Origin of the sequence: Conexibacter woesei DSM 14684 (assembly GCF_000025265.1) — a bacterium.
In the GTDB taxonomy this organism is placed as follows: Bacteria; Actinomycetota; Thermoleophilia; order Solirubrobacterales; family Solirubrobacteraceae; genus Conexibacter; species Conexibacter woesei.
This window is the reverse complement of record NC_013739.1, coordinates 2,095,080-2,114,053: the sequence shown is the minus strand read 5'-3', so window position 1 is coordinate 2,114,053 and position 18,974 is coordinate 2,095,080. Positions and strand designations below refer to the sequence as shown.

Sequence of the window (18,974 nt, the reverse complement as noted above, 5' to 3'; positions counted from 1 at the left end):
CGCATGACCAGTCACCGAACATGGAGAGCATGCAGCGATGCGCCTTCGATGAGGGCTTCTCTGTAGACAAGTGCCTTGAGCCCATCGCGCTCCGCAGGGCGTCGTCGCATCATGTGCGTGTAAGTGCGGAGGGTGAAGTGGGGGTCGTTGTGGCCGAGTTGGGTCATGACGGAGGCGGGGTCGGTGCCGCAGGCCACAAGGATCGAGGCGAAGGTGTGGCGGAGCTTGTGGGGTCGGACGCCTCTCGGCAACGGCGGGTGGCCGCGGGCGGCCAAGAGCTGATCGGTCGGGGCGAGGAGGGGTTCGAGGACGCGGTTGCGGAGGTTGTCCTTTTCCCGGGGGCCGCCGGTGCCGGTCGGGAAGGCGAGGTCGTTGGGGTCGGTGTGATCGCTGACGGCTCGATGCTCGGCGAGCGTCCCGCGCAGGATCGGGAGGAGATCGATCTCGCGCAGGCCTGCCTGGGTCTTGGAGCGGCCGACGTGGAGTCGGCCGTTGGTGAGGTCGATGTCGCGCCAGAGGAGTTGGCACAGCTCGTGGGCGCGGAGGCCGGCGAACAGGAGCGTGGCAATGATCGCGTGGCGGTCGCGCATCCGGTAGCGCGGGTCTTGATTGAGGGCGGCGGCCGCGTCGAGCAGCGCCTGGATTTGATCTGCGCCGTCGAGATGGACCGGACGGGGCATTATGGCCTTGAGGCGTCGGCGTCGGCCTGTGGCGGGGTTCTCGGCGATGTGGCGGTACTCCAGCGCCAGCGCAAGGATCGCTTGCAGGACGTCGATCGTCTTGTTGATCGACGCTGGGGAGAGCGGGCGCTGGATCGGTGCGGTGCGGTCTGGGCCGGCACGGAGCGGTCTGCCCGCTTCGATCGCCGTGCGGCGGCGGTCGGATTCGGCGACCTTGGCGCGGCGGTAGTCGTCCACGGCGGCGATGTCGATCGCGTCCAGGCGCGTGTGGGGGAAGTGCGGGAGCAGGTGGTGGGTCAGTGCCCAGCGTTCGTACTCGACCGTGCGCGGGGCGACCTCGCCCTCGCGGCGGGCGAGCCAGTCGGTGGCGAACTCGTGGAACGTCGGGACTGCTGCGACCTCGGCGCCCGGTTCGGCTGACCGGTCGCTGCCGTGCGCGGCGCTTGTGGCAGTGCCACGGGCCGGCGGGATCCAGATGCCGCGCCGGACGTCGGCCAGGACGTTCAGCAGCTCGTCCTCGGCTCTGGCACGATCCCAGCCGTCGCGCTCCAGACCGAGCGTCACGTACTGGCGTCTGCCGTTGGCGAGGAAGCGCAGGGCGTAGCCGCGGCCGGACTTCCACTCGCGCTCGACCACGTGGCCGTTGCGGCTGCGGCTCACACCGACCACCGTCCGATCGGGTGCGAGGGAGCGGCGAAGCGGCCAACCGTCCCGGAGGCGGCGGCAGCACCGACTGGGCAGGCCGCGCCGAGCGGAGAGCGTCCGACTGGCCGTGCCGTCGATGGAGTTACACCTCTGAGAAGAGATGTCGCCGGACGGGCACCGCGTGAGATCGCCGATGGCGGCGGGGATCTCGTGGGGTCGTGCTGAGCGCGGGTGCGAACCGGAGAGCGAACCAGAGCGCGAACTGGAGGACGAACCGAAGCACGACCTGGAGCGCGAACCCGCTCAAGCGTGGATCTCGGCATCAAAATCACCGCCTTCCCCGGCGCAGGTACTGCTCGATCCGATCCAGCCTGGCGCTGTGGTCGGCGAGCACGTCGGTGACGTGCTCGCGAACGACCCGCTCGTTCGTCTCGATGGCGACGACGTACGCGAACGTCGCGTCACGGATCAGGGCCGCCTTGGCGATGTCGAGGCGGCGGGCGTGGAGGGCGACCTTGGCCATGAGGTCGCGGTCGAGGCGGACCGTGGTGGTCAGCATCGGTCGGCCTCGGCATCGGAGCAGCGGCGTTCGAACAGGGCGAACAGCTCGGACAACTCCACGTTCAGACCCGCCGCCAGCTTGCGGAGGATGCGGAATGTCGGGTTGATCTCGCCGCGCTCGATCGCGCCGACGTAGTTGCGGTGCAATGCGCTCTCGCGGCCCAATCCCTCCTGGGTCAATGAACGGCGGGCGCGGATCTCGCGGACGGCGCGGCCGAGCGTCACGTACTCGGGACCGAGCGGCGGACGGGCCGGCTGGGTGCGGCGGGGCATGTCGCCTCCTACACGGTCGACGGCACCGAGCCGGCGGCGGCCATCAGCGACGCGCGAAGCAGGCGAACCCCGGCGCGCTCACGACGAGTGCGCGAGAATCGACGGTGCGCCGAGGGCCTACACCTTCGGTGCCAGGCCCCGGGGCGTTCCAGCGCCGCCGGGGCCACCTATGGACGGACGACGACGGTAGCTCTGGCGCCCGCCGTCAGCCAGTCGAATCGGGCGCAATCCACGGTGATCCGACCCAATCCGCCGAAATAAAGGCACTAGTGCCTGAAACAGCCCTCCGCGCACCCGGCGTCAACGCGCCCCAGAAACGCAGAAACCCCCGCGTTAGCAGGGGCTTCTTGAGGGGTGAGCGACGGGACTTGAACCCGCGACCGCCTGGACCACAACCAGGAGCTCTACCAACTGAGCTACGCCCACCACGGGGACCCTGGAATCTACCAGCGAGCGGCGAGCGCTGTCGGCGCGGCCGCTCGCCGGCCCCGGCGAGCGGGGCGGCCTCCGACAAAGGTCAGAGGGCATCGGGCCGTTCGGCCCACGTTCCGGACGGGCGCGCGGGCCTATCGTCGGCCGGATGCGCTCGCTCCCCGTCGCCGCCGCGCTCAGCGCGGCGCTGCTCCTCGCCGGCCCGCCCGCCGCGGGCGCCAGAACGCCCGCCGCGGGCACGAGATCGCCCCGCTGCCCGAAGGGCACGGTCGCGCTCAGAACGAAGCGCAAGCTGACCGCATGCGTCCCGAGAGCGCAGCCGACCCCGTCCGCGCTGCTGAAGGCCGGCGCCGCGCTCTCGCCCAGAGCCCCGAGAGGGTCCACGCGCCCGAGCGCGCGCGCGCGGCGCTCGGCGCAGCGCACGCTCGCGCTGCTGACCGCGCGCGCCCGCGCGAACGAGTCGCCGTTCGGCACCACTGCGAGGAGCGCCACCCGCGCGACCGCCACCCGCGCGACCGCCGCCAAGATAGCGACCGCCAAGACAGCGACACCGCCCCCACGCGCCCACAAAGCCGAGACCGACCCCACCTTCGGCGAGGTGCTGTCGCGCAGCGAGAGCCCGGACGGCAGATACGCCGCGAGATTCCGCCAGGACGACGGGATCGAGGTGACCGTCGAGGGCAGACAACGGGTCGACGCCGACGACTCCAAGCACTTCGAGGCGGAGACGCGCGACAGAAGCGGCGCCGGCATCACCTTCGGCTACGGCGAGGGGCAGCCGACCCCGAGCTGCCCGGCCGCCGGGGGCGACGTCCCCACCCGCCACGACGCCTTCACCGTCGCCGGTCAGGCGACCGCAAGCCACGGCAAGCGCACCTGGTTCAAGGTCACGACCCGCGTCGAGGGACGCTGGCACGGTTACGTCGGCGTCGGCGCGAGAGCCGAGCGGTTCGACGTCGACGTGCTCGGCGTCACGGAGGTCCGCTCGGGCGTCGAGATCGCCGCGACCGGCAAGGTCCTCAGACGCAACGCGACGCGTGTGTACCGCACCGTCCTGCGCAGAAGAGGGCTCCCGGTCGGCGCGACCGGCGAAGACGCCTACGACGCGCTCGACTTCCGCGGCCCGAAGGGCAGACGGATCGAGAGCGCCGACATGAGAATGCTCGGGCTGCTCGTCGCCGAGACGGCCGCCGTCGTCGAGCACGCGAGCGACGAGTTGCGCAAGGGTGACGAGCGCTGGTTCGAGCAGCGCTCCTGCGCGAGAACGACGTTTGACCACGCCCCCGCCCACGTCACCAAGGGCGGCCGCGTCGACTGGAACCTCACCGCCCTCGCCGCCGACGGCGCCGTCGCCGCCGACGCGCGCTGGACGCCGACCAGCACCTGCGGCGTCCTGACCGCCTCCACCACCACCGGCCCGCGCACGCGCCTGACCGTCGTCGACGCCGCCCGCGCGTGGGGTCCGCTGCCGCCGACGCCCGGCTGCGTCGCCGCCGAGCTGACGAGCACCGCCGGCCGCCCGCCCGCCTTCGCCCACGAGGTCCCGCCCGAGGAGCTGAGACGGCTCAAGGTCAACGTCGCCGTCAGATTCCACAAGAACATGGGCACCGGCATCGTCGAGACGAGCATGCGCGGCAGCGGCGAGGTGCTCCTCGGCGACCCGAGCAGCGTCGGCGTCCACGTCGACGGCAGCGGCACCTACAACGGCACCGAGTGGGACGGCACCCCGGAGAACAGCTGCGGCATGGACATGCTCAGAACGCGCGACTTCGCCGGCAGAGCCGCCGTCGGCGCCCAGCGCAACGACGACGGCACGATCAGCGTCGCCTTCTCAGCCCCCGAGCGGCCGTACGAGATGTCCTGGATCGTCGTCGTCCCCGCGACCGGGGGCAGCGAGACGATCCGCGCCGCGCAGCCGTTCTGCGGCCAGCCCGGCCTCGCGCAGACGCTCGCCGAGGTGACGGTGACGACGCAGGAGGTCCCGGTAGGCTGACGCCGTGAGCGAGCGGCTCTACGACGTCGGGCGGGGCGTGACGCTGTGCGCGGAGGGGTTCGGCGATCCCGCCGATCCCCCGCTGCTGCTCGTGATGGGCCTCGGGATGCAGATGATCCGCTGGCACGCGTCGTTCGTGAGAGAGCTGACCGACCGTGGGCTGTACGTGATCCGCTTCGACAACCGCGACAGCGGGCGCTCGACGTTCATGAAGGACGTCCCCCTCCCCACCCTCAGGCAGCTGGCGACCCGCAGGTTCGACCCGCGGCAATACCTGCTCGCCGACATGGCGCGGGACACCGTCGCACTGCTCGACGCGCTGAACCTCGACCGCGTCCACATCGCCGGCGCGTCGATGGGCGGGATGATCGCCCAGACGATCGCCGCCGAGCAGCCGCGCCGCGTCCGCTCGCTCACGTCGATCATGTCCAACACCGGGTCGCGCTTCAGCGGGCAGCCCGCGCTGAAGACCTATCCCCTCCTGCTCAGACGCGCCGCGCCCGGCCGTGACGGCTACATCGCCCACCAGGTCGCGCTGCACGACGCGATCGGCTCGCCGGGCAGCCCGGCGGACGACCCGCTGTTCCGCGAGATCGCGGAGTGCAGCTACGACCGCAACCCCGACCCCACCGGCACGCCGCGCCAGCTCGCCGCGGTCCTCGCCTCGGGCGACCGCACCAGAGCCCTCCATCGCGTCTCCGCCCCCACGCTCGTGATCCACGGCGACGCCGACCGGATGATCTCGATCTCCGGCGGCCGCGCGACCGCGCGCGCGATCCCGGACTCCGAGCTGGTCGTCGTCCCCGGCATGGGCCACGACCTCCCGCGCGGTGTCTGGCCCGAGGTGATCGGCGCGCTCGCGCACCACGTCCGCGCAGCCGAAAGAGCGGGCCGCGCGGGACGCGCGAACGACGCCCCGACCCGCAGCGATCCGGCCCGAAGCGTCTAGGACTCGACGCTGGAGAGGCGGTCGCGCGCGCGACCGCGGGCCATCTTCTGGCGCGTCGTCTGGTCCAGGTAGACCTTGCGCATCCGCACCGCGCCCGGCGTCACCTCGACGCACTCGTCCTCGCGCACGAACTCGAGCGCCTGATCCAGCGACAGGATCTTCGCGGGCACGAGCCGCTCCAGCTCGTCAGCGGTCGAGGAGCGGATGTTGTTGAGCTTCTTCTCGCGCACGGCGTTGACGTCCAGGTCCTCCGAGCGCGCGTTCTCGCCGACGATCATGCCCTCGTAGACCTCGACGCCCGGCCCGACGAACATCGTCCCGCGCTCCTGCAGGCCGAACAGCGCGAACGACGCGACTCTGCCGGCGCGATCGGCGACCAGCGAGCCGGACGGCCGCGTGCGGATCTCGCCGTGCCACGGCTCCCAGCCGTCGAAGACGTGGTTGATGATCCCCGTCCCGCGCGTCTCCGTCAGGAACTCCGTGCGGAAGCCGATCAGCCCGCGCGCCGGCACCAGGTAGTCCATCCGGACCCAGCCCGTGCCGTGGTTGATCATCTGCTCCATGCGCCCCTTGCGCAGCGCCAGCAGCTGGGTCACGACCCCGACGTACTCCTCCGGGATGTCGATCGTCATCCGCTCCATCGGCTCGCACAGCTTGCCGTCGATCTCCTTCGTGACGACCTGCGGCTTGCCGACGGTCAGCTCGTAGCCCTCGCGGCGCATCAGCTCGACGAGGACGGCCAGCTGCAGCTCGCCGCGCCCCTGGACCTCCCAGGTGTCCGGCCGCTCGGTCGGCAGCACGCGCAGCGAGACGTTGCCGACCAGCTCGCTGTCGAGCCGGCCCTTGATCAGCCGCGCCGTCACCTTCGTGCCCTTCTCGACCGCCGCCAGCGGCGAGTTGTTGACGCCGATCGTCACCGACAGCGACGGGTCGTCGACGTGGATCACCGGCAGCGGGCGCGGGTCCTCGGCGTCGGCGAGCGTCTCGCCGATCGTCACCTCGGCCAGGCCCGCGATCGCGATGATCTCCCCCGGCCCCGCCTCGCTCGCCTCGACGCGGTCGAGCGCCTCGGTGATGAAGAGGTCGGTCACTCTGACTCTCTCTATCGACCCGTCCGTGCGGCACCAGGCGATCTGCTGACCGCGTCTGATGACGCCGTGGCGCACGCGCGCCAGCGCGATCCGGCCCAGATAGGGCGAGGCATCGAGGTTCGTGACCAGCGCCTGCAGCGGGTGGTCCTCCTCGTACGACGGCGCCGGGATGTGCTCGACGATCAGGTCCAGCAGCGGTCTCAGGTCTCTGCCGTCGACCGGGTTGTCCGGGTCGAAATCGGTCGACGCCCAGCCGTCCTTCGCGTTCGTGTAGACGATCGGGAACTCGATCTGGGACTCGTCCGCGTCGAGGTCGAGGAACAGCTCGTAGACCTCGTCCACGACCTCCTTGATGCGCGAGTCCGGCCGGTCGACCTTGTTGATCACGAGGATCACCGGCAGGTGCGCGGCGAGTGCCTTGCGCAGCACGAAGCGCGTCTGCGGCAGCGGCCCCTCGGAGGAGTCGACGAGCAGCAGCACGCCGTCGACCATCGTCAGCCCGCGCTCCACCTCGCCGCCGAAGTCGGCGTGTCCGGGCGTGTCGATGATGTTGACCTTCACGTCGCCGTACTGGACGGCGGTGTTCTTCGCGAGGATCGTGATGCCCTTCTCGCGCTCGAGGTCCATCGAGTCCATGACGCGCTCTGCGACGTCCTGGTTGGAGCGGAACGCGCCCGATTGCCACAGGAGCTTGTCGACGAGCGTCGTCTTCCCGTGGTCGACGTGGGCGACGATCGCGACGTTGCGGAGATCTGAACGAATAGCCATGGCGACGGGCCAGGATAGGGCAACGCCGCGGATCGCTCCCGTGCGCCCCGCTGGTCCGCGCACGGACCGGCACGTGTTCGGCCTTCCAGGGACGGGCACACCAACATCGATCCTTGCCTCTCCTCAAGGGTTCAGAACGACAGGCGAGCGTCCCGGCCCCGCGTGGCCGGGACGCCAGCCACCCTGGCAGGTGCACAGGGATCAGCGCGAAGGCGGTTGCGACGCCTTCGCGCACGTTCGGCGCTTCGCCGCCAGCGCCTCGGAGCGCTGCGCGCGGAGCCGCCGCAGCTCGCCGCGAGCCGCGCGGCGCCGTGCCGCCGGGCCGCGTCCGTGCGCGACCTTCGCGGCACGGCGGATCCGCCGGTCGAGCCGTCTGACGCGCACGCTCGCGCGGTGGCAGGCGACGCGCCGCTCGACCGGGCCGTCGCCGACCGGCGGAGGCGTCGCACCCGGAGCCGGCGTCGGCAGCGCCTCCGGCAGCACGCCGAACGGCAGCAGCCCCGGCCCGGCCGCGTCGAGGCCGCCGATCGGCAGGCCGGCCGCGTCGAGCGCGCTGAAGCGCGAGACGACGAACAGGTCGACATTCGCTCTCGGCCCGACCGTCGTCGAGAAGTACGGCGTCCGCACCAGGCCCAGCTCGGCCATCGGCAGCGTCCAGCGCACGCCGCGCGCGTCGGTCGTCGCGTTCGGCACGGCGCCCGCTCTCCAGCGCGCGTAGTACCGGTCCCAGCGCGCCGACTCCCACGTCGTCCGCCCCGCCGACGGCGTCGCGACGACCCTCGCGTCGGCGCCGGCGGCGGCCGGGTCGCCGCCGATCGAGTGGTCCAGCAGCCATTCCACCGTCATCTGCGCCGGCAGGCAGATCCCCGACAGCTGCACTATGCAGCCGCCCCAGCCGGCCGGCGGGCGGGCGACGACGGCCGTCTCGACCGCCAGCAGCTGGTCGTCGCCGTACGTCACCGTCGTCCGCCCGAGGTCGGCGACGAACGGCGCCCCCTCGAACGGCTCGTCGAGCACGACCGTCGTCGCGCCGGCGCCGGGCACCGCGACGAACGCGAGCGCCGCGACGGCGAGAACCATGGCGGCGAGCGCGGCGGCTGGTCTCATGGACGGCGTATTCGACGCGCCGATGGGTATCACCTCGCGCGATGAGTGCGACCGAGACGACGTTCGCGCGGCTCGCTGCCGAGATCGACGCGGCGATGGTGATCGTGACCGCCAGCGGCGACCGCGAGCGGTCCGGCTGCCTCGTCGGCTTCCACACGCAGGCGTCGATCCGCCCGCCGCGCTTCCTCGCCTGCATCTCGAAGCTCAACCGCACCCATCGCGTCGCCTGGCGGGCGGAGGTGCTGATCGTCCACTTCGTGCCGGAGGAGGCGACCGGCCTCGCCGAGCTGTTCGGCGGCGAGAGCGGCGACGACGTCGACAAGTTCGCCCAGGTCGGCTGGCGCCGCGGCCCCGGCGGTGCGCCGGTGCTGACGGCGCTCGACACCTGGTTCGCCGGCCGTGTCCTCTCGCGCCTTGATCTCGGCGACCACACCGGCTTCCTGCTCGCCCCGATCGAGGGCACCGCGCACGGCCGCCGCGAGCCGTTCCGCTTCCACCGCGCGCGCAGCATCGCGCCCGGACATCCCGCCTGAGTAGGAGGCGGACGAGCCCTTCGTCGGATGCCGGCGCGACGCCCGCCGCTTACGGTCGGCCGATCCCGCACCGACACGACCCGAGGACGACGATGGGACTGCTCGACAAGGCGACGCGGTTCGCCGCGACCGCGAAGGACCAGTACGCCGAGCTGCGCGACGCTCGCGACGCCGCCGCCGTGAAGCCGGTCGCCGCCGCGCCGCTCTCCGACCACGAGCAGCAGGTGCTGCGCCACGCGATCGCGTGCGGCGCGCCCGACCCCGATGCGCTGATCTCGCGCCCGGAGGCGTCCCACATCGTCGGCGTCGAGCTCGGCGGCGCGCGCCTGGTCTACGACGACAGCTCCGTCGGCGTCGTGTTCGCGGCCGACGGCCGCAAGCACGACAGCTGGTCGGTCGCGGTCAGCGCCTGGCACGGCGACGAGGACGGCTTCGACCCGGCCGAGCAGTACCGCTTCGTCGCCGAGCACGTCGCGGGCGACGAGATCGGCGGCCTCGGCCAGCACGCCCTCTGGGACGGCAGCCGCCTCTTCGTGCTCGCGGAGCCGCTGCTCTTCCACGTCGAGGTCCGCACGCCGGAGGGCGGCGAGCGCCGCGGCGAGGCGATCGCCGTCGCCCGCCGCGTGCTGGCGCGGATAGAGGGCTGAGCCGCACGCCGACGCGCCCGCTTGAGATTCGCTGACTGACAGAAGAACGCCGATGCGCCGGAAAGGTTGGGCAGTCCCGTTCGCGGAAATGTGAACTGACGTGAACGACGTCCGGGCGAGGTACGGTCGTCAAGGAGGAGTTGCAGCATGCCGGTCCACCGACAGGGGAGAGGCTGATGAGGAAGTCGCTGAAGCGACCACTGTGGCTGTTGACCGTTCTCGCGCTCGCAGCGCTCGCGGCGCTCGGCGCCGCCGGCTGCGGTTCCGACGACGACAGCTCGACGACGAGCACGTCCGCACCGGCGTCGACCAGCGCCGGGACGGGCGCAGCCGGCGCGATCGCCGTTCCGGAGGCGATCAGAAGCAAGGGGAAGCTCGTCGTCGCGACCGACCCGACGTACGCGCCGAACGAGTTCGTCGACAGAGACGGCAAGACGATCATCGGGATGGACGTCGACCTCGCGAAGGCGATCGGCCAGCAGCTCGGGCTCGACGTCGAGGTCCAGAAGGCGACGTTCGACGCGATCATCCCCGGCTTGGCGGCGAGAAGATACGACCTCGGCATGTCCTCGTTCACGGACACGAGAGAGCGTGAGAGAACCGTCGACTTCGTGACGTACTTCAACGCCGGCACGTCGTTCTACGTGAGAACGGGCGGACCGGACATCACGACGCTCGAAGACGTCTGCGGCGAGAAGGTCGCGGTCGAGAAGGGCACGACCCAGGCGATGGACGTGCAGAGACAGAACAGAAGCTGCGACACGCCCGCCGACCTGCAGGTCTATCCCGACCAGAACGGCGCGAACCTCGCGATCCAGTCCGGCCGCGCCGACGTCGGCATGGCCGACTCGCCGGTCGCGGCGTACATCGTCAAGCAGTCCAACGGTCAGTTCAGACTCGACGGCGAGCCCTACGGCACCGCGCCGTACGGCATCGCGATGCCGAAGGGCAGCGGGCTGGAGGAGCCGGTGCTGGAGGCCGTCAGAGCGATCATGAGAGACGGCACCTACATGAGAATCCTCAGACAGTGGGGCGTCGAACAGGGCGCGATCACTGACCCGAAGATCAACGGGGCGATCAGCTAGGACCGCGAGCGCAGAGCCCTGTCCACGTCATCCTCTGAGCCCGCCGGTCCTCTTCCGGCGGGCTCCGCCGGGCCTCCGCCGGAGGCGATCAAGGCGATCCCAGTCCGCCACTGGGGTCGTTGGGTCTCGGCCGCGATCGTCCTGCTGATCGTCGCCTCGCTGGTCCGCTCGGTCGTCACGAACGACCGCTTCGAGTGGAACGTCGTCGGCGACTACCTGTTCGACCCGCGCGTCATGGACGGGGTCGTGCTGACGATCGAGATCACGATCGCCGCGATGGTCGCCGGCGTCCTGATCGGCGTGCTGCTGGCGGTGATGCGCCTCTCCCCCAATCCGCTCGTCGCCGCCGTCGCCGGCTTCTACGTCTGGATCTTCCGCGGCACGCCGGTGCTCGTGCAGCTGCTGTTCTGGAACTTCATAGCCGCGCTCTATCCCGAGATCGACCTCGGGATCCCGTTCATCGCGCCGGACCTCATAAGCCTCGACGCGAACACGTTCATCACGCCGTTCGTCGTCGCGCTGCTCGGCCTCGGGCTCAACGAGGGCGCCTACATGGCCGAGATCGTGCGCGCCGGCGTGCTGTCCGTCGACGAGGGGCAGACGCACGCCTCGCAGGCGCTCGGCATGACGCGGCTGCAGACGATGCGGCGGATCGTGCTGCCGCAGGCGATGCGGGTGATCATCCCGCCGACCGGCAACGAGACGATCTCGATGCTGAAGACGACGTCGCTCGTCTCCGTGATCGCCTACGCCGAGCTGCTGTACGCGTCGCAGCTGATCTACTCGGAGAACTACAGAACGATCCAGCTGCTGATCGTCGCTTCGATCTGGTACCTCGTGATGACGACCGTGCTGACGATCGGCCAGGCGTGGCTGGAGCGCCGCTTCGGGCGCGGGACGCGCCGCGAGGCGCCGCTGACGCCGTGGCAGCGGATCGTCCGCGTGCTCGTGCCGCGGCATGCCGATCCGGCGACGATCCCGCAGCGCGCGCCCGAAGGCGGCGGAGGAGGAGGTGGCGGCGGATGACCGAGCCGATGGTCAGAGCGGAGTCGGTCCTCAAGCGCTTCGGGCGCCTGGAGGTGCTGAAGGGGATCTCGCTGACGGTCGCGCCCGGCGACGTGACGTGCATCATCGGCCCGTCGGGCTCGGGCAAGTCGACGTTCCTGCGCTGCGTCAACCACCTCGAGCAGATCGACGGCGGCCGCCTCTCGGTCGACGGCGAGCTGGTCGGCTACCGCCAGCAGGGCGACAAGCTCTACGAGCTGCGTGAGTCCGAGGTCGCACGCAACCGGGCCGACATCGGCATGGTCTTCCAGCACTTCAACCTGTTCGGCCACATGACGGCGCTGCAGAACGTCTGCGAGGCGCCGGTGCAGGTGAAGAACGTCCCCAAGCGCGAGGCGCGCGAGTTCGGCCTCGACCTGCTCTCGCGCGTCGGCCTCGGCGACAAGTGCGACGCGTACCCGGCGCAGCTGTCCGGCGGTCAGCAGCAGCGCGTCGCGATCGCCCGTGCGCTCGCGATGAGACCGAAGCTGATGCTGTTCGACGAGCCGACCTCCGCGCTCGACCCCGAGCTGGTCGGCGACGTGCTCGCGGTCATGCGCGGCCTCGCCGAGGACGGCATGACGATGCTCGTCGTGACGCACGAGATGGGCTTCGCGCGCGAGGTCGCCGACATGGTCGTGTTCATGGACGAGGGCTTCATCGTCGAGGCCGGGACGCCGGACCAGGTGCTGGTGCATCCGCGCGAGGCGCGCACGCGCGACTTCCTCTCCAGAGTCCTCTGACGCACTAGGATCAGGCAGACGTGCCGACATCGGGGGACCGCCGGAGGAACGCGGCGAGGAGGCTTCAGGGGTGTCCATGAAATACGCCGTACTCGGGCTGCTGATCGAGCGCCGCGGCTACGGATACGACCTCGCCAACCGGTTGCAGGCGCGGCTCGGCCCGGGTTTCAGAGCGGCGTACGGCGCCGTCTACGTCTCGCTCGACCAGCTCGCGAAGGACCAGCTCGTCGCCGAGGCCAAGCGCGTCCAGGCCGGCCGCCAGGTGAAGGTCTACTACGAGGCGACGCCCGCCGGGATCGAGCGCTTCGCGAGCTGGATGTGCGAGCCGCCGAGCCGTGAGCCGCTGCGCGGCGAGCTGTACCTCAAGCTCGCCGTCGCGCAGGGTGCCCACCTGCCGAACCTGCGGCTGGAGCTGGAGCGGCTCGAACGCGAATGCCTGCGCGACCTGCAGGAGCAGACTGCCGCGATGGACCTGACGACCGAGCCCGGCGACGACCTGCGCTGGGACGCGGCCGTCCGCTGGCTCGCCGACGCGGCGCTCGTCGAACGGCTGCACGGCGACCTCCGCTGGATCCGGATGGCGCTCAGCACGATCGCGGGGGCCGCCGAAGACGGCTCGGTCTCCCGCGCCAGGCTGCTCGAGGCCGCGGCGCTCGCGTCGGCCTGACGCGCTCGCGATGGGGCCGCTGCTCTCCCTCGTCGGCGTGCACAAGCGGTACTCGCGCGGGCAGCGCGAGATCGTCGTGCTCGACGACGTCTCGCTCGACCTCTGCGCGCACGACTTCGCCTGCGTGCTCGGCGAGCGCAGCGCCGGCAAGACGACGCTGCTGGAGATCGCCGCCGGGATCCGCCCGCCCGACTTCGGCCAGGTCCACTACGGCGGGCGCGACCTCGTCGCGCTCGGCGAACGCGCGCGCGGCCACCTGCGCCGCTCCGAGATCGCCTGCGTGTGGAACCGCAAGGTGCCCACGATCCATGCCGTCGCCGTGCTCGACCACGTCGCGCTGCCGCTCGTCAGCGGCGGCGTCGGACGCCGCGAGCGGCGCCGCGCCGCGGCCGAGATGCTCGAACGGGTCGGCGCCGCCGACTACGCGCAGGTCGCCGTCGAGGCGCTCTCCGACGGCGAGCGCACGCGCGTCGCGCTCGCGCAGGCGTGCGTGCGGCGGCCGCGGATGCTGATCGCGGACGAGATCGCCGACACGCTCGACATGATCGAGCGCAACGCCGTCCTCGGGCTGCTGCGGGAGTTCGCGCGCGACGGCGTCGCGATCCTCCTCAGCGCCGCCAACGCGCACGGCGCGGCCGGCTGCAACCGCCTCATATCGCTCTCCGGCGGGCGCCTGGTCGAGCCCGACGGGCCGAGCGGCGTCGGCGAGCTGATCGAGCTGCGGCCGCGCTCGCGCGGCTCCGACAGCGTGCGCTGAGCGGCGGGCGTGCGCTTCCTCGCGGATCTGCCGTGGCTGTACTGGCTGCGGCTGCGCGCGCAGCCGGTCCAGGAGCTGCTCGCCCTGACCGGGATCGCCACCGGCGTCGCGATCCTGTTCGCGGTGCAGGTCGCGAACTCGAGCGTCACCGGCTCGGTCCGGCAGCTCGTCGCCGGACTCGCCGGCTCCTCCGAGCTTGCGCTCGTCGCGCGAGACCCGCGCGGCGTCCAGCAGCGGACGGCGGAGCGGGTCGCGGCGATCGCGGGCGTGCGCGCGTCGGCGCCGCTGCTGCTGGCGCGCGCGACGGCGAGCGGCCCCGACGGCGAGGCGAGCGTCCAGCTCGCCGGCGCGACGCCCGCGTTCGCCGCCCTCGGCGGCCCGCTGCCGCGGATGCTCGCGGCCGGCGGCGCGAGCGGCGCGGCCGGCGCAAACGGCGCGGCCGGCGCGGCCGGCGCGAGCGGCGCGGCCGGCGCAAACGGCGCGGCCAGCGCGAGCGGTGCCGGCGGCGCACCCGACGCGCTCGTCGTCCCGGCGCCGCTCGCGCGCACGCTCGGCGTCAGCGACGGCGCGACGATCCGGATCGCGACCTACGGCCGCGCGTTCGACGTCCCGATCCGCGTCGCACCCGGACGCGACCGGATCGGCGTGCTCGCGGACAGCCGCCTGCTCGCCGGCCCGCTCGCCCTCGTGCAACGGCTGACCGGGCTGCAAGGACGCGTCTCACGGGTGCTCGTGGCGCCCGCGGGCGGGCGCGATCCGGCCGTCGCCGACGCGCTGCGGACGCTCGCTGCCGGCCGCGCGTCGGTCGTCCCCAGCGACGAGGATGTGCGCCTGCTCGACCAGGCCGCCGCACCCGGCGAGCAGTCGACGAGCACGATCGCCGTGATCGCGATGCTCGTCGGGCTGCTGTTCGCCTTCCACGCGATGCTGCTGACGATCCCCGAGCGACGGCGGTTCGGCGCCGAGCTGCGCCGGCAGGGGTTCGGCCGCACCCAGCTGACGGCGCTGGCGCTGTTCGAGGCGCTGGCGCTCGGGCTGGTCGCGTCGCTCGTCGGGCTGCTGCTCGGCGACCAGCTGCTGCGCCACGTCTTCGGCACGACGCCCGGCTACCTCGGCTTCGCCTTCCCCGTCGGCGGCGCGCGCGTCGTCCGCGCCGAGGACGTCGCGCTCGCGCTCGGCGGCGGGCTGCTGGCGACGCTGCTCGCCGCCGCGCGGCTGATCGCCGACGCCGACGCGCGCCGCCCCCTCGACGGCGCCGGCTGCGACGCGTGCGGCGACGCCGGCGACCTGCTGCCGGCGCGGATGCGGCGCCTCCTGCCGGCGGCGGCCGTCGCGCTCGCCGTCACCGCCGGCGCGCTCTACGCGTTCGCGCCGGAGATGGCGACGGTCGCGGTCGGCGCGCTCGGGCTCGCGGTCGTGCTCGTGCTGCCGGCGGTGCTCGACCTCGCGCTGCGGCTCGCGGACCGCTTCGCCGACTCGCGTCGCGGCGGGCTGCTGTCGATCGCGGTCTCCGAGCTGCGCGCATCGGCGCCGCGCGTCGTCGCGCTGTCGGCGACCGGAGCGCTCGCGGTCTTCGGCGCGGTCGCGATCGAAGGCGCGCGCCGCGACCTCGTCCGCGGCCTCGACGACAATCAGGCCTCCTACGTCGGCACCGCCGACGTGTGGGTGACCGCCGGCGGCGACGAGAACGCGCTCACGGTCGCCCCGTTCCGCCCGCCGCGCCAGCTCGCGGCGCTGCGCCACGACCCCGCGATCGCCGCGGTGCGGCCGTACCGCGCCGGCTTCGCCGACTTCGCCGGGCGGCGCGCCTGGATCGTGGCCCGTGCAGCCGGCGGCCCGCCCTCGATCCCACCGCGCCAGCTCGTCGCGGGCGACCGCGCGGCGGCCGAGCGCGCGCTGCGCGCGGGCGGCGCCGCGGTCGTCTCGGTCGGGCTCGCGCGCCGCGTCGGCGTCGGCGTCGGCGACGTGCTGCGGCTGCCGACGCCGTCCGGCACCGCCGCGCTGCGGGTCGCCGCCACGATCACGAACCTCGGCTGGTCGCCGGGCGCGATCCTGCTCGGCGGCGCCGATCACCGCCGCCTGTGGCCCGGCGGCGCCGTCACGGCAGCAGAGATCGACCTCGCACCGGGCGTCGAGCCGGCCGACGGGCGCCAGCTCGTCGCCGCCGCCCTCGGGCCGGGGGCGGCGTTGACGGTCGAGACCGCGGCGGAGCGGCTCGACCGCCTCCAGCGGCTCTCGCGCCAAGGACTGGAGCGGCTCAGCCAGATCGCGACGCTGATGCTCGTCGCCGCCGTGCTGGCGATGACCGGCGCCGTCTGGCAGCAGCGGCGCCGGCTCGCGGTCCTGCGGATGCAGGGCTTCGACGTCGAGCAGGTGTGGGGCGTGCTGCTGCTGCAGAGCGCGCTCGTGCTCGGCGTCGGGGCGGCGCTCGGCGCCGTCGCGGGCCTCGCCGGTCAAGCGCTCGCGACGCGCTGGGTCGTGCTCACGACCGGCTTCCCGTCGAGCTTCTCGCCCGCCGTCGGCCTGGCCGCATGGACGTTCGCCGCGATCGCGCTCGTCGCGCCGCTGGTCGTCTCGATCCCCGGCTGGTTCGCCGCGCGCGTCTCCCCCGTCGTCAGCTTCCAGCGCGACTGAGCCGGCCGACGCGTCGTCGAGGAGCCGCCGGAGCGACCCTCGACGCGCACGACTCAACGCTCAAACGACGAGCGAGTTCACTACCACGTTATGACTGCTGGAGAGAAATCCAGACTGAGCGTTTCAGAGAACGTGCCCGAACACGCTCCCGCTAGCGTTCTGACGAGAAGCAACGTTCCCGACGCCGATATTCTGCTCATCGGCTGCGGACCGCTGCCCATGAGCGTCCCTTCGTATAGACATTGAGAGGTGGTCGTCGTCACTAGCATGCTTCTTCTGACCGTGATCGTTCCTCTGTCTATCGTGATCGTGGTGCTTTTCCCGGGTAGCTCCCCGATTGTGGCGATGCCTCCGATGCAGCCGGAGACGGTGTAGGAGCCGAGCGTCGCCTCCGCTCCCGTCGCGGTGCCTCTCAGCGTCGCCGTCACTCTCGTCAGCGAGCATCTTCTGCTTCCGAGCGGGTTTCTGTTCTCTATGCTGCCGGAGCCGTTCGTCAAGAAGTACGGATCGGTCGGCCCGAGTGCGGCGTGCGCCGTGCCAGTCGCCACGACGAAGGCGAACGACGCCATCACGATGACGACGAGTCCTCGCACGTGAAGTCTCATGTGGTCCTCTCATTCGATCGTTGCGAACCACCGCGGCGCCCGACATCGCGCGACCCGACCAGCGATCCGGCGGCCGGAGGAGCGACACGTTCAGCGTACCGGCTCGTATCCCGTGACGCCAGGATTATGAGTCGCGACCTTGCCCGTCTTCAATTGATCGCAACAGCGAAGATCGACAGCTTCGCCGCCGGCGGCCGCTCACGCCCAGTAGCCGGCGTGGACGGCGCGCGCCTCCTCCTCGATCAGCGGCCCGCGCACCTCGACCGGCCGCGACGTGTGGAGGAAGATCTCGCGCGCGCGGATCGTCATCGTCGTGTGCCGCGGCCCCTGCAGCTCCGTCAGCGAGGTGCCGCTGAGCGAGTAGACGAGCGTGCCGAGGTTCGCCCACACCATTGCCGCCGCGCACATCGCGCAGTTCTCGCAGCTCGTGTACATCGTCGTCAGGCGCGCGACCTCGGGGTCGAGGTTGCGGCCGGCCCAGACGGCGAGCTTCAGCTCCGGGTGGGCGCTGACGTCGCGGTCGGTCACGACGCTGTTGCGCTCCTGCGCCAGCAGCACGCCGCCGGCACCGACGAGCAGCGCGCCGAACGGCTCGTCGCCGGCCGCGCGCGCCTGCTGGCTCAGCGCGATCGCCATCCGCAGCCAGTGCACGTCGCGTGCTGTTTCCTGGTGCATCTGCCGGTCGGCTTACCCGCGTCAGGGCGGCGGCGAATCGCCGCCGTCCATCCGCCGCTGCACGACCCACGCTGCGACGAGCGCCTGCGCCTCGGCCGCCAGCAGGCGATCCTGGAGCATCCCCACGCCCGGCGCGTCGCGGTCGTCGCCGTAGCGCTCCTCGTCGAGCCACAGCGCCGCGAGCGCGAGCGCGACGGAGCGCACGAGCGACAGCGTGCCGGCCTCGTCGAAGCCGCTCGCGTCGGCGTCCAGCTCGCCGACGGTCAGCTTCTCGGCGGCGAGGTCGAGCGCGTCGCGCCAGCGCTCGTCGTGGTCGCCGCGCCCCTCGTGGGCGTCGTGGGCGAAGACGAGCGCGGCGGCGATCTCGATCCACAGACGGCGCAGCCACGGCAGCTCCTCGGGCCCCTGCGGGTGCTGCAGGATCTGCTCGACCTGCCAGGTCGCCTGCTCGACGTGCGCGAGCGTCGCGCCGGGCCGTTCGAAGACGCCGTTGCCGAGCTCGCGCGCGCCGCTGCGCAGGAGCGTCGCGGCCTCGTCGAGCAGCGGTCCGAACGCCGCGCGGGCGGCCATCCCCGCCTCCAGGCTGAGCGAGCCGGCGAGCTGGTGGACGGCGACCAGCTCTGCGACCGAGATCGCGACGGTGTCGAGCCCGATCACCGGGTCCGGCCCCTGCGCGGCGCCGAACATCGCCAGCCGCGCGTCCAGCTCCGCCGGGCGCGGGCGCGGGCTGGCGGTGCCGAGCCGGCGGTCTCGCTCCCAGCGCCGCAGCGGGCGCTCGAGGCGGCGCAGCCACGCGTACGGCCGCAGGTCGCGATCGGGCTCGCGCTCCGCGTTCCACGTGCGGGCGAGCGTCATCAGCCTCGCCAGCAGCGCGATCCGGTCGGTGTCGGCGCGGCTGAACGTGACGTCGACGACGTCGCCGAGGTACTGCTCCAGCGCCGCGCCGGAGACGGCCGGCGGCGGCGGGGCCGTCCGTTCCATCGCATCGGCGACGGCCCGCAGCAGTTCGGCGATCGCCTCGTCGGTTGTGTTGAGATCGGTCGGCACCCGTGGGATCTCCGGACGGTGATCCTCCATGGATCATG

18 protein-coding genes and 1 tRNA gene are annotated in these 18,974 nt (G+C 72.3%); 10 read left to right on the top strand and 9 right to left on the bottom strand.

What is annotated here, in order from left to right; translation table 11 throughout:
• Nucleotides 1–11 precede the first annotated feature (11 nt).
• From CWOE_RS10025 to CWOE_RS10010, 4 genes are all read right to left on the bottom strand, one after another.
• Nucleotides 12–1,340 (bottom strand): tyrosine-type recombinase/integrase, encoded by a 1,329-nt coding sequence (locus CWOE_RS10025; RefSeq protein WP_012933488.1) that lies wholly within the window; start codon nt 1,338–1,340, stop codon nt 12–14.
• Nucleotides 1,341–1,653: 313 nt separating this feature from the next.
• Nucleotides 1,654–1,884: a ribbon-helix-helix protein, CopG family gene (locus tag CWOE_RS10020; RefSeq protein ID WP_012933487.1), complete on the bottom strand. Its 231-nt coding sequence runs from the start codon at nt 1,882–1,884 to the stop codon at nt 1,654–1,656.
• Nucleotides 1,878–2,159 (bottom strand): helix-turn-helix transcriptional regulator, encoded by a 282-nt coding sequence (locus CWOE_RS10015; protein ID WP_012933486.1) that lies wholly within the window; start codon nt 2,157–2,159, stop codon nt 1,878–1,880. The genes CWOE_RS10020 and CWOE_RS10015 overlap by 7 nt, the downstream gene beginning before the upstream one ends.
• A gap of 353 nt (nt 2,160–2,512) precedes the next feature.
• Nucleotides 2,513–2,585 (bottom strand) — tRNA-His (locus CWOE_RS10010).
• A 154-nt stretch (nt 2,586–2,739) separates the two neighbouring features.
• On the opposite strand from CWOE_RS10010, the gene CWOE_RS10005 reads away from it, so the two are divergent.
• Nucleotides 2,740–4,584, top strand: coding sequence for a hypothetical protein (locus CWOE_RS10005; RefSeq protein WP_012933485.1), 1,845 nt, complete (start codon nt 2,740–2,742; stop codon nt 4,582–4,584).
• A 4-nt stretch (nt 4,585–4,588) separates the two neighbouring features.
• Complete coding sequence (locus CWOE_RS10000) at nt 4,589–5,533, top strand: alpha/beta fold hydrolase (RefSeq protein WP_012933484.1); 945 nt, start codon at nt 4,589–4,591, stop codon at nt 5,531–5,533.
• Here CWOE_RS10000 and typA read toward each other — a convergent pair.
• Together typA and CWOE_RS09990 are read right to left on the bottom strand one after the other, a co-directional pair.
• Nucleotides 5,530–7,392, bottom strand: coding sequence for a translational GTPase TypA (typA, locus tag CWOE_RS09995; protein WP_012933483.1), 1,863 nt, complete (start codon nt 7,390–7,392; stop codon nt 5,530–5,532). The two genes, CWOE_RS10000 and typA, sit on opposite strands and share 4 nt — an antisense overlap.
• A 201-nt stretch (nt 7,393–7,593) precedes the next feature.
• On the bottom strand, nt 7,594–8,499 hold the full coding sequence (locus CWOE_RS09990; RefSeq protein ID WP_012933482.1) for a hypothetical protein: 906 nt from the start codon (nt 8,497–8,499) through the stop codon (nt 7,594–7,596).
• A 41-nt stretch (nt 8,500–8,540) separates the two neighbouring features.
• Between CWOE_RS09990 and CWOE_RS09985 the strand changes: the two genes are divergently transcribed.
• The 8 genes from CWOE_RS09985 to CWOE_RS33840 all read left to right on the top strand — a co-directional run bounded on the left by CWOE_RS09985 (nt 8,541) and on the right by CWOE_RS33840 (nt 16,609).
• Nucleotides 8,541–9,032, top strand: a complete 492-nt coding sequence (locus tag CWOE_RS09985; RefSeq protein WP_012933481.1) for a flavin reductase family protein — start codon at nt 8,541–8,543, stop codon at nt 9,030–9,032.
• Between the two features lie 92 nt (nt 9,033–9,124).
• Entirely contained in the window at nt 9,125–9,679 is a 555-nt protein-coding gene (locus CWOE_RS09980; RefSeq protein WP_012933480.1) for a hypothetical protein, read from the top strand.
• 176 nt (nt 9,680–9,855) lie between these two features.
• Nucleotides 9,856–10,764: an ABC transporter substrate-binding protein gene (locus CWOE_RS09975; protein ID WP_012933479.1), complete on the top strand. Its 909-nt coding sequence runs from the start codon at nt 9,856–9,858 to the stop codon at nt 10,762–10,764.
• A gap of 18 nt (nt 10,765–10,782) precedes the next feature.
• Nucleotides 10,783–11,790, top strand: coding sequence for an amino acid ABC transporter permease (locus tag CWOE_RS09970; RefSeq protein ID WP_012933478.1), 1,008 nt, complete (start codon nt 10,783–10,785; stop codon nt 11,788–11,790).
• The gene (locus CWOE_RS09965; RefSeq protein ID WP_012933477.1) at nt 11,787–12,551 is read left to right on the top strand and encodes an amino acid ABC transporter ATP-binding protein; all 765 of its coding nucleotides are present in this window, start codon (nt 11,787–11,789) and stop codon (nt 12,549–12,551) included. Before CWOE_RS09970 ends, CWOE_RS09965 begins: the two co-directional genes overlap by 4 nt.
• 76 nt (nt 12,552–12,627) lie before the next feature.
• Nucleotides 12,628–13,218 (top strand): PadR family transcriptional regulator, encoded by a 591-nt coding sequence (locus tag CWOE_RS09960; RefSeq protein ID WP_041730335.1) that lies wholly within the window; start codon nt 12,628–12,630, stop codon nt 13,216–13,218.
• A gap of 10 nt (nt 13,219–13,228) precedes the next feature.
• A complete protein-coding gene (locus CWOE_RS09955; protein WP_012933475.1) occupies nt 13,229–13,975 on the top strand; it encodes an ATP-binding cassette domain-containing protein in 747 nt (248 codons plus the stop codon).
• A 9-nt stretch (nt 13,976–13,984) separates the two neighbouring features.
• Nucleotides 13,985–16,609 carry an FtsX-like permease family protein gene (locus tag CWOE_RS33840; RefSeq protein ID WP_012933474.1) on the top strand — a complete coding sequence of 875 codons (2,625 nt, stop codon included), beginning with the start codon at nt 13,985–13,987 and terminating at the stop codon, nt 16,607–16,609.
• Between the two features lie 80 nt (nt 16,610–16,689).
• Here CWOE_RS33840 and CWOE_RS32700 read toward each other — a convergent pair whose 3' ends face one another.
• The 3 genes from CWOE_RS32700 to CWOE_RS09940 form a co-directional block, all read right to left on the bottom strand.
• The gene (locus tag CWOE_RS32700) at nt 16,690–17,214 is read right to left on the bottom strand and encodes a hypothetical protein (protein ID WP_012933473.1); all 525 of its coding nucleotides are present in this window, start codon (nt 17,212–17,214) and stop codon (nt 16,690–16,692) included.
• Nucleotides 17,215–17,412: 198 nt separating this feature from the next.
• Nucleotides 17,413–17,889 carry a nucleoside deaminase gene (locus CWOE_RS09945; protein WP_012933472.1) on the bottom strand — a complete coding sequence of 159 codons (477 nt, stop codon included), beginning with the start codon at nt 17,887–17,889 and terminating at the stop codon, nt 17,413–17,415.
• A gap of 21 nt (nt 17,890–17,910) precedes the next feature.
• Entirely contained in the window at nt 17,911–18,966 is a 1,056-nt protein-coding gene (locus tag CWOE_RS09940; protein ID WP_012933471.1) for a hypothetical protein, read from the bottom strand.
• Nucleotides 18,967–18,974 lie beyond the last annotated feature (8 nt).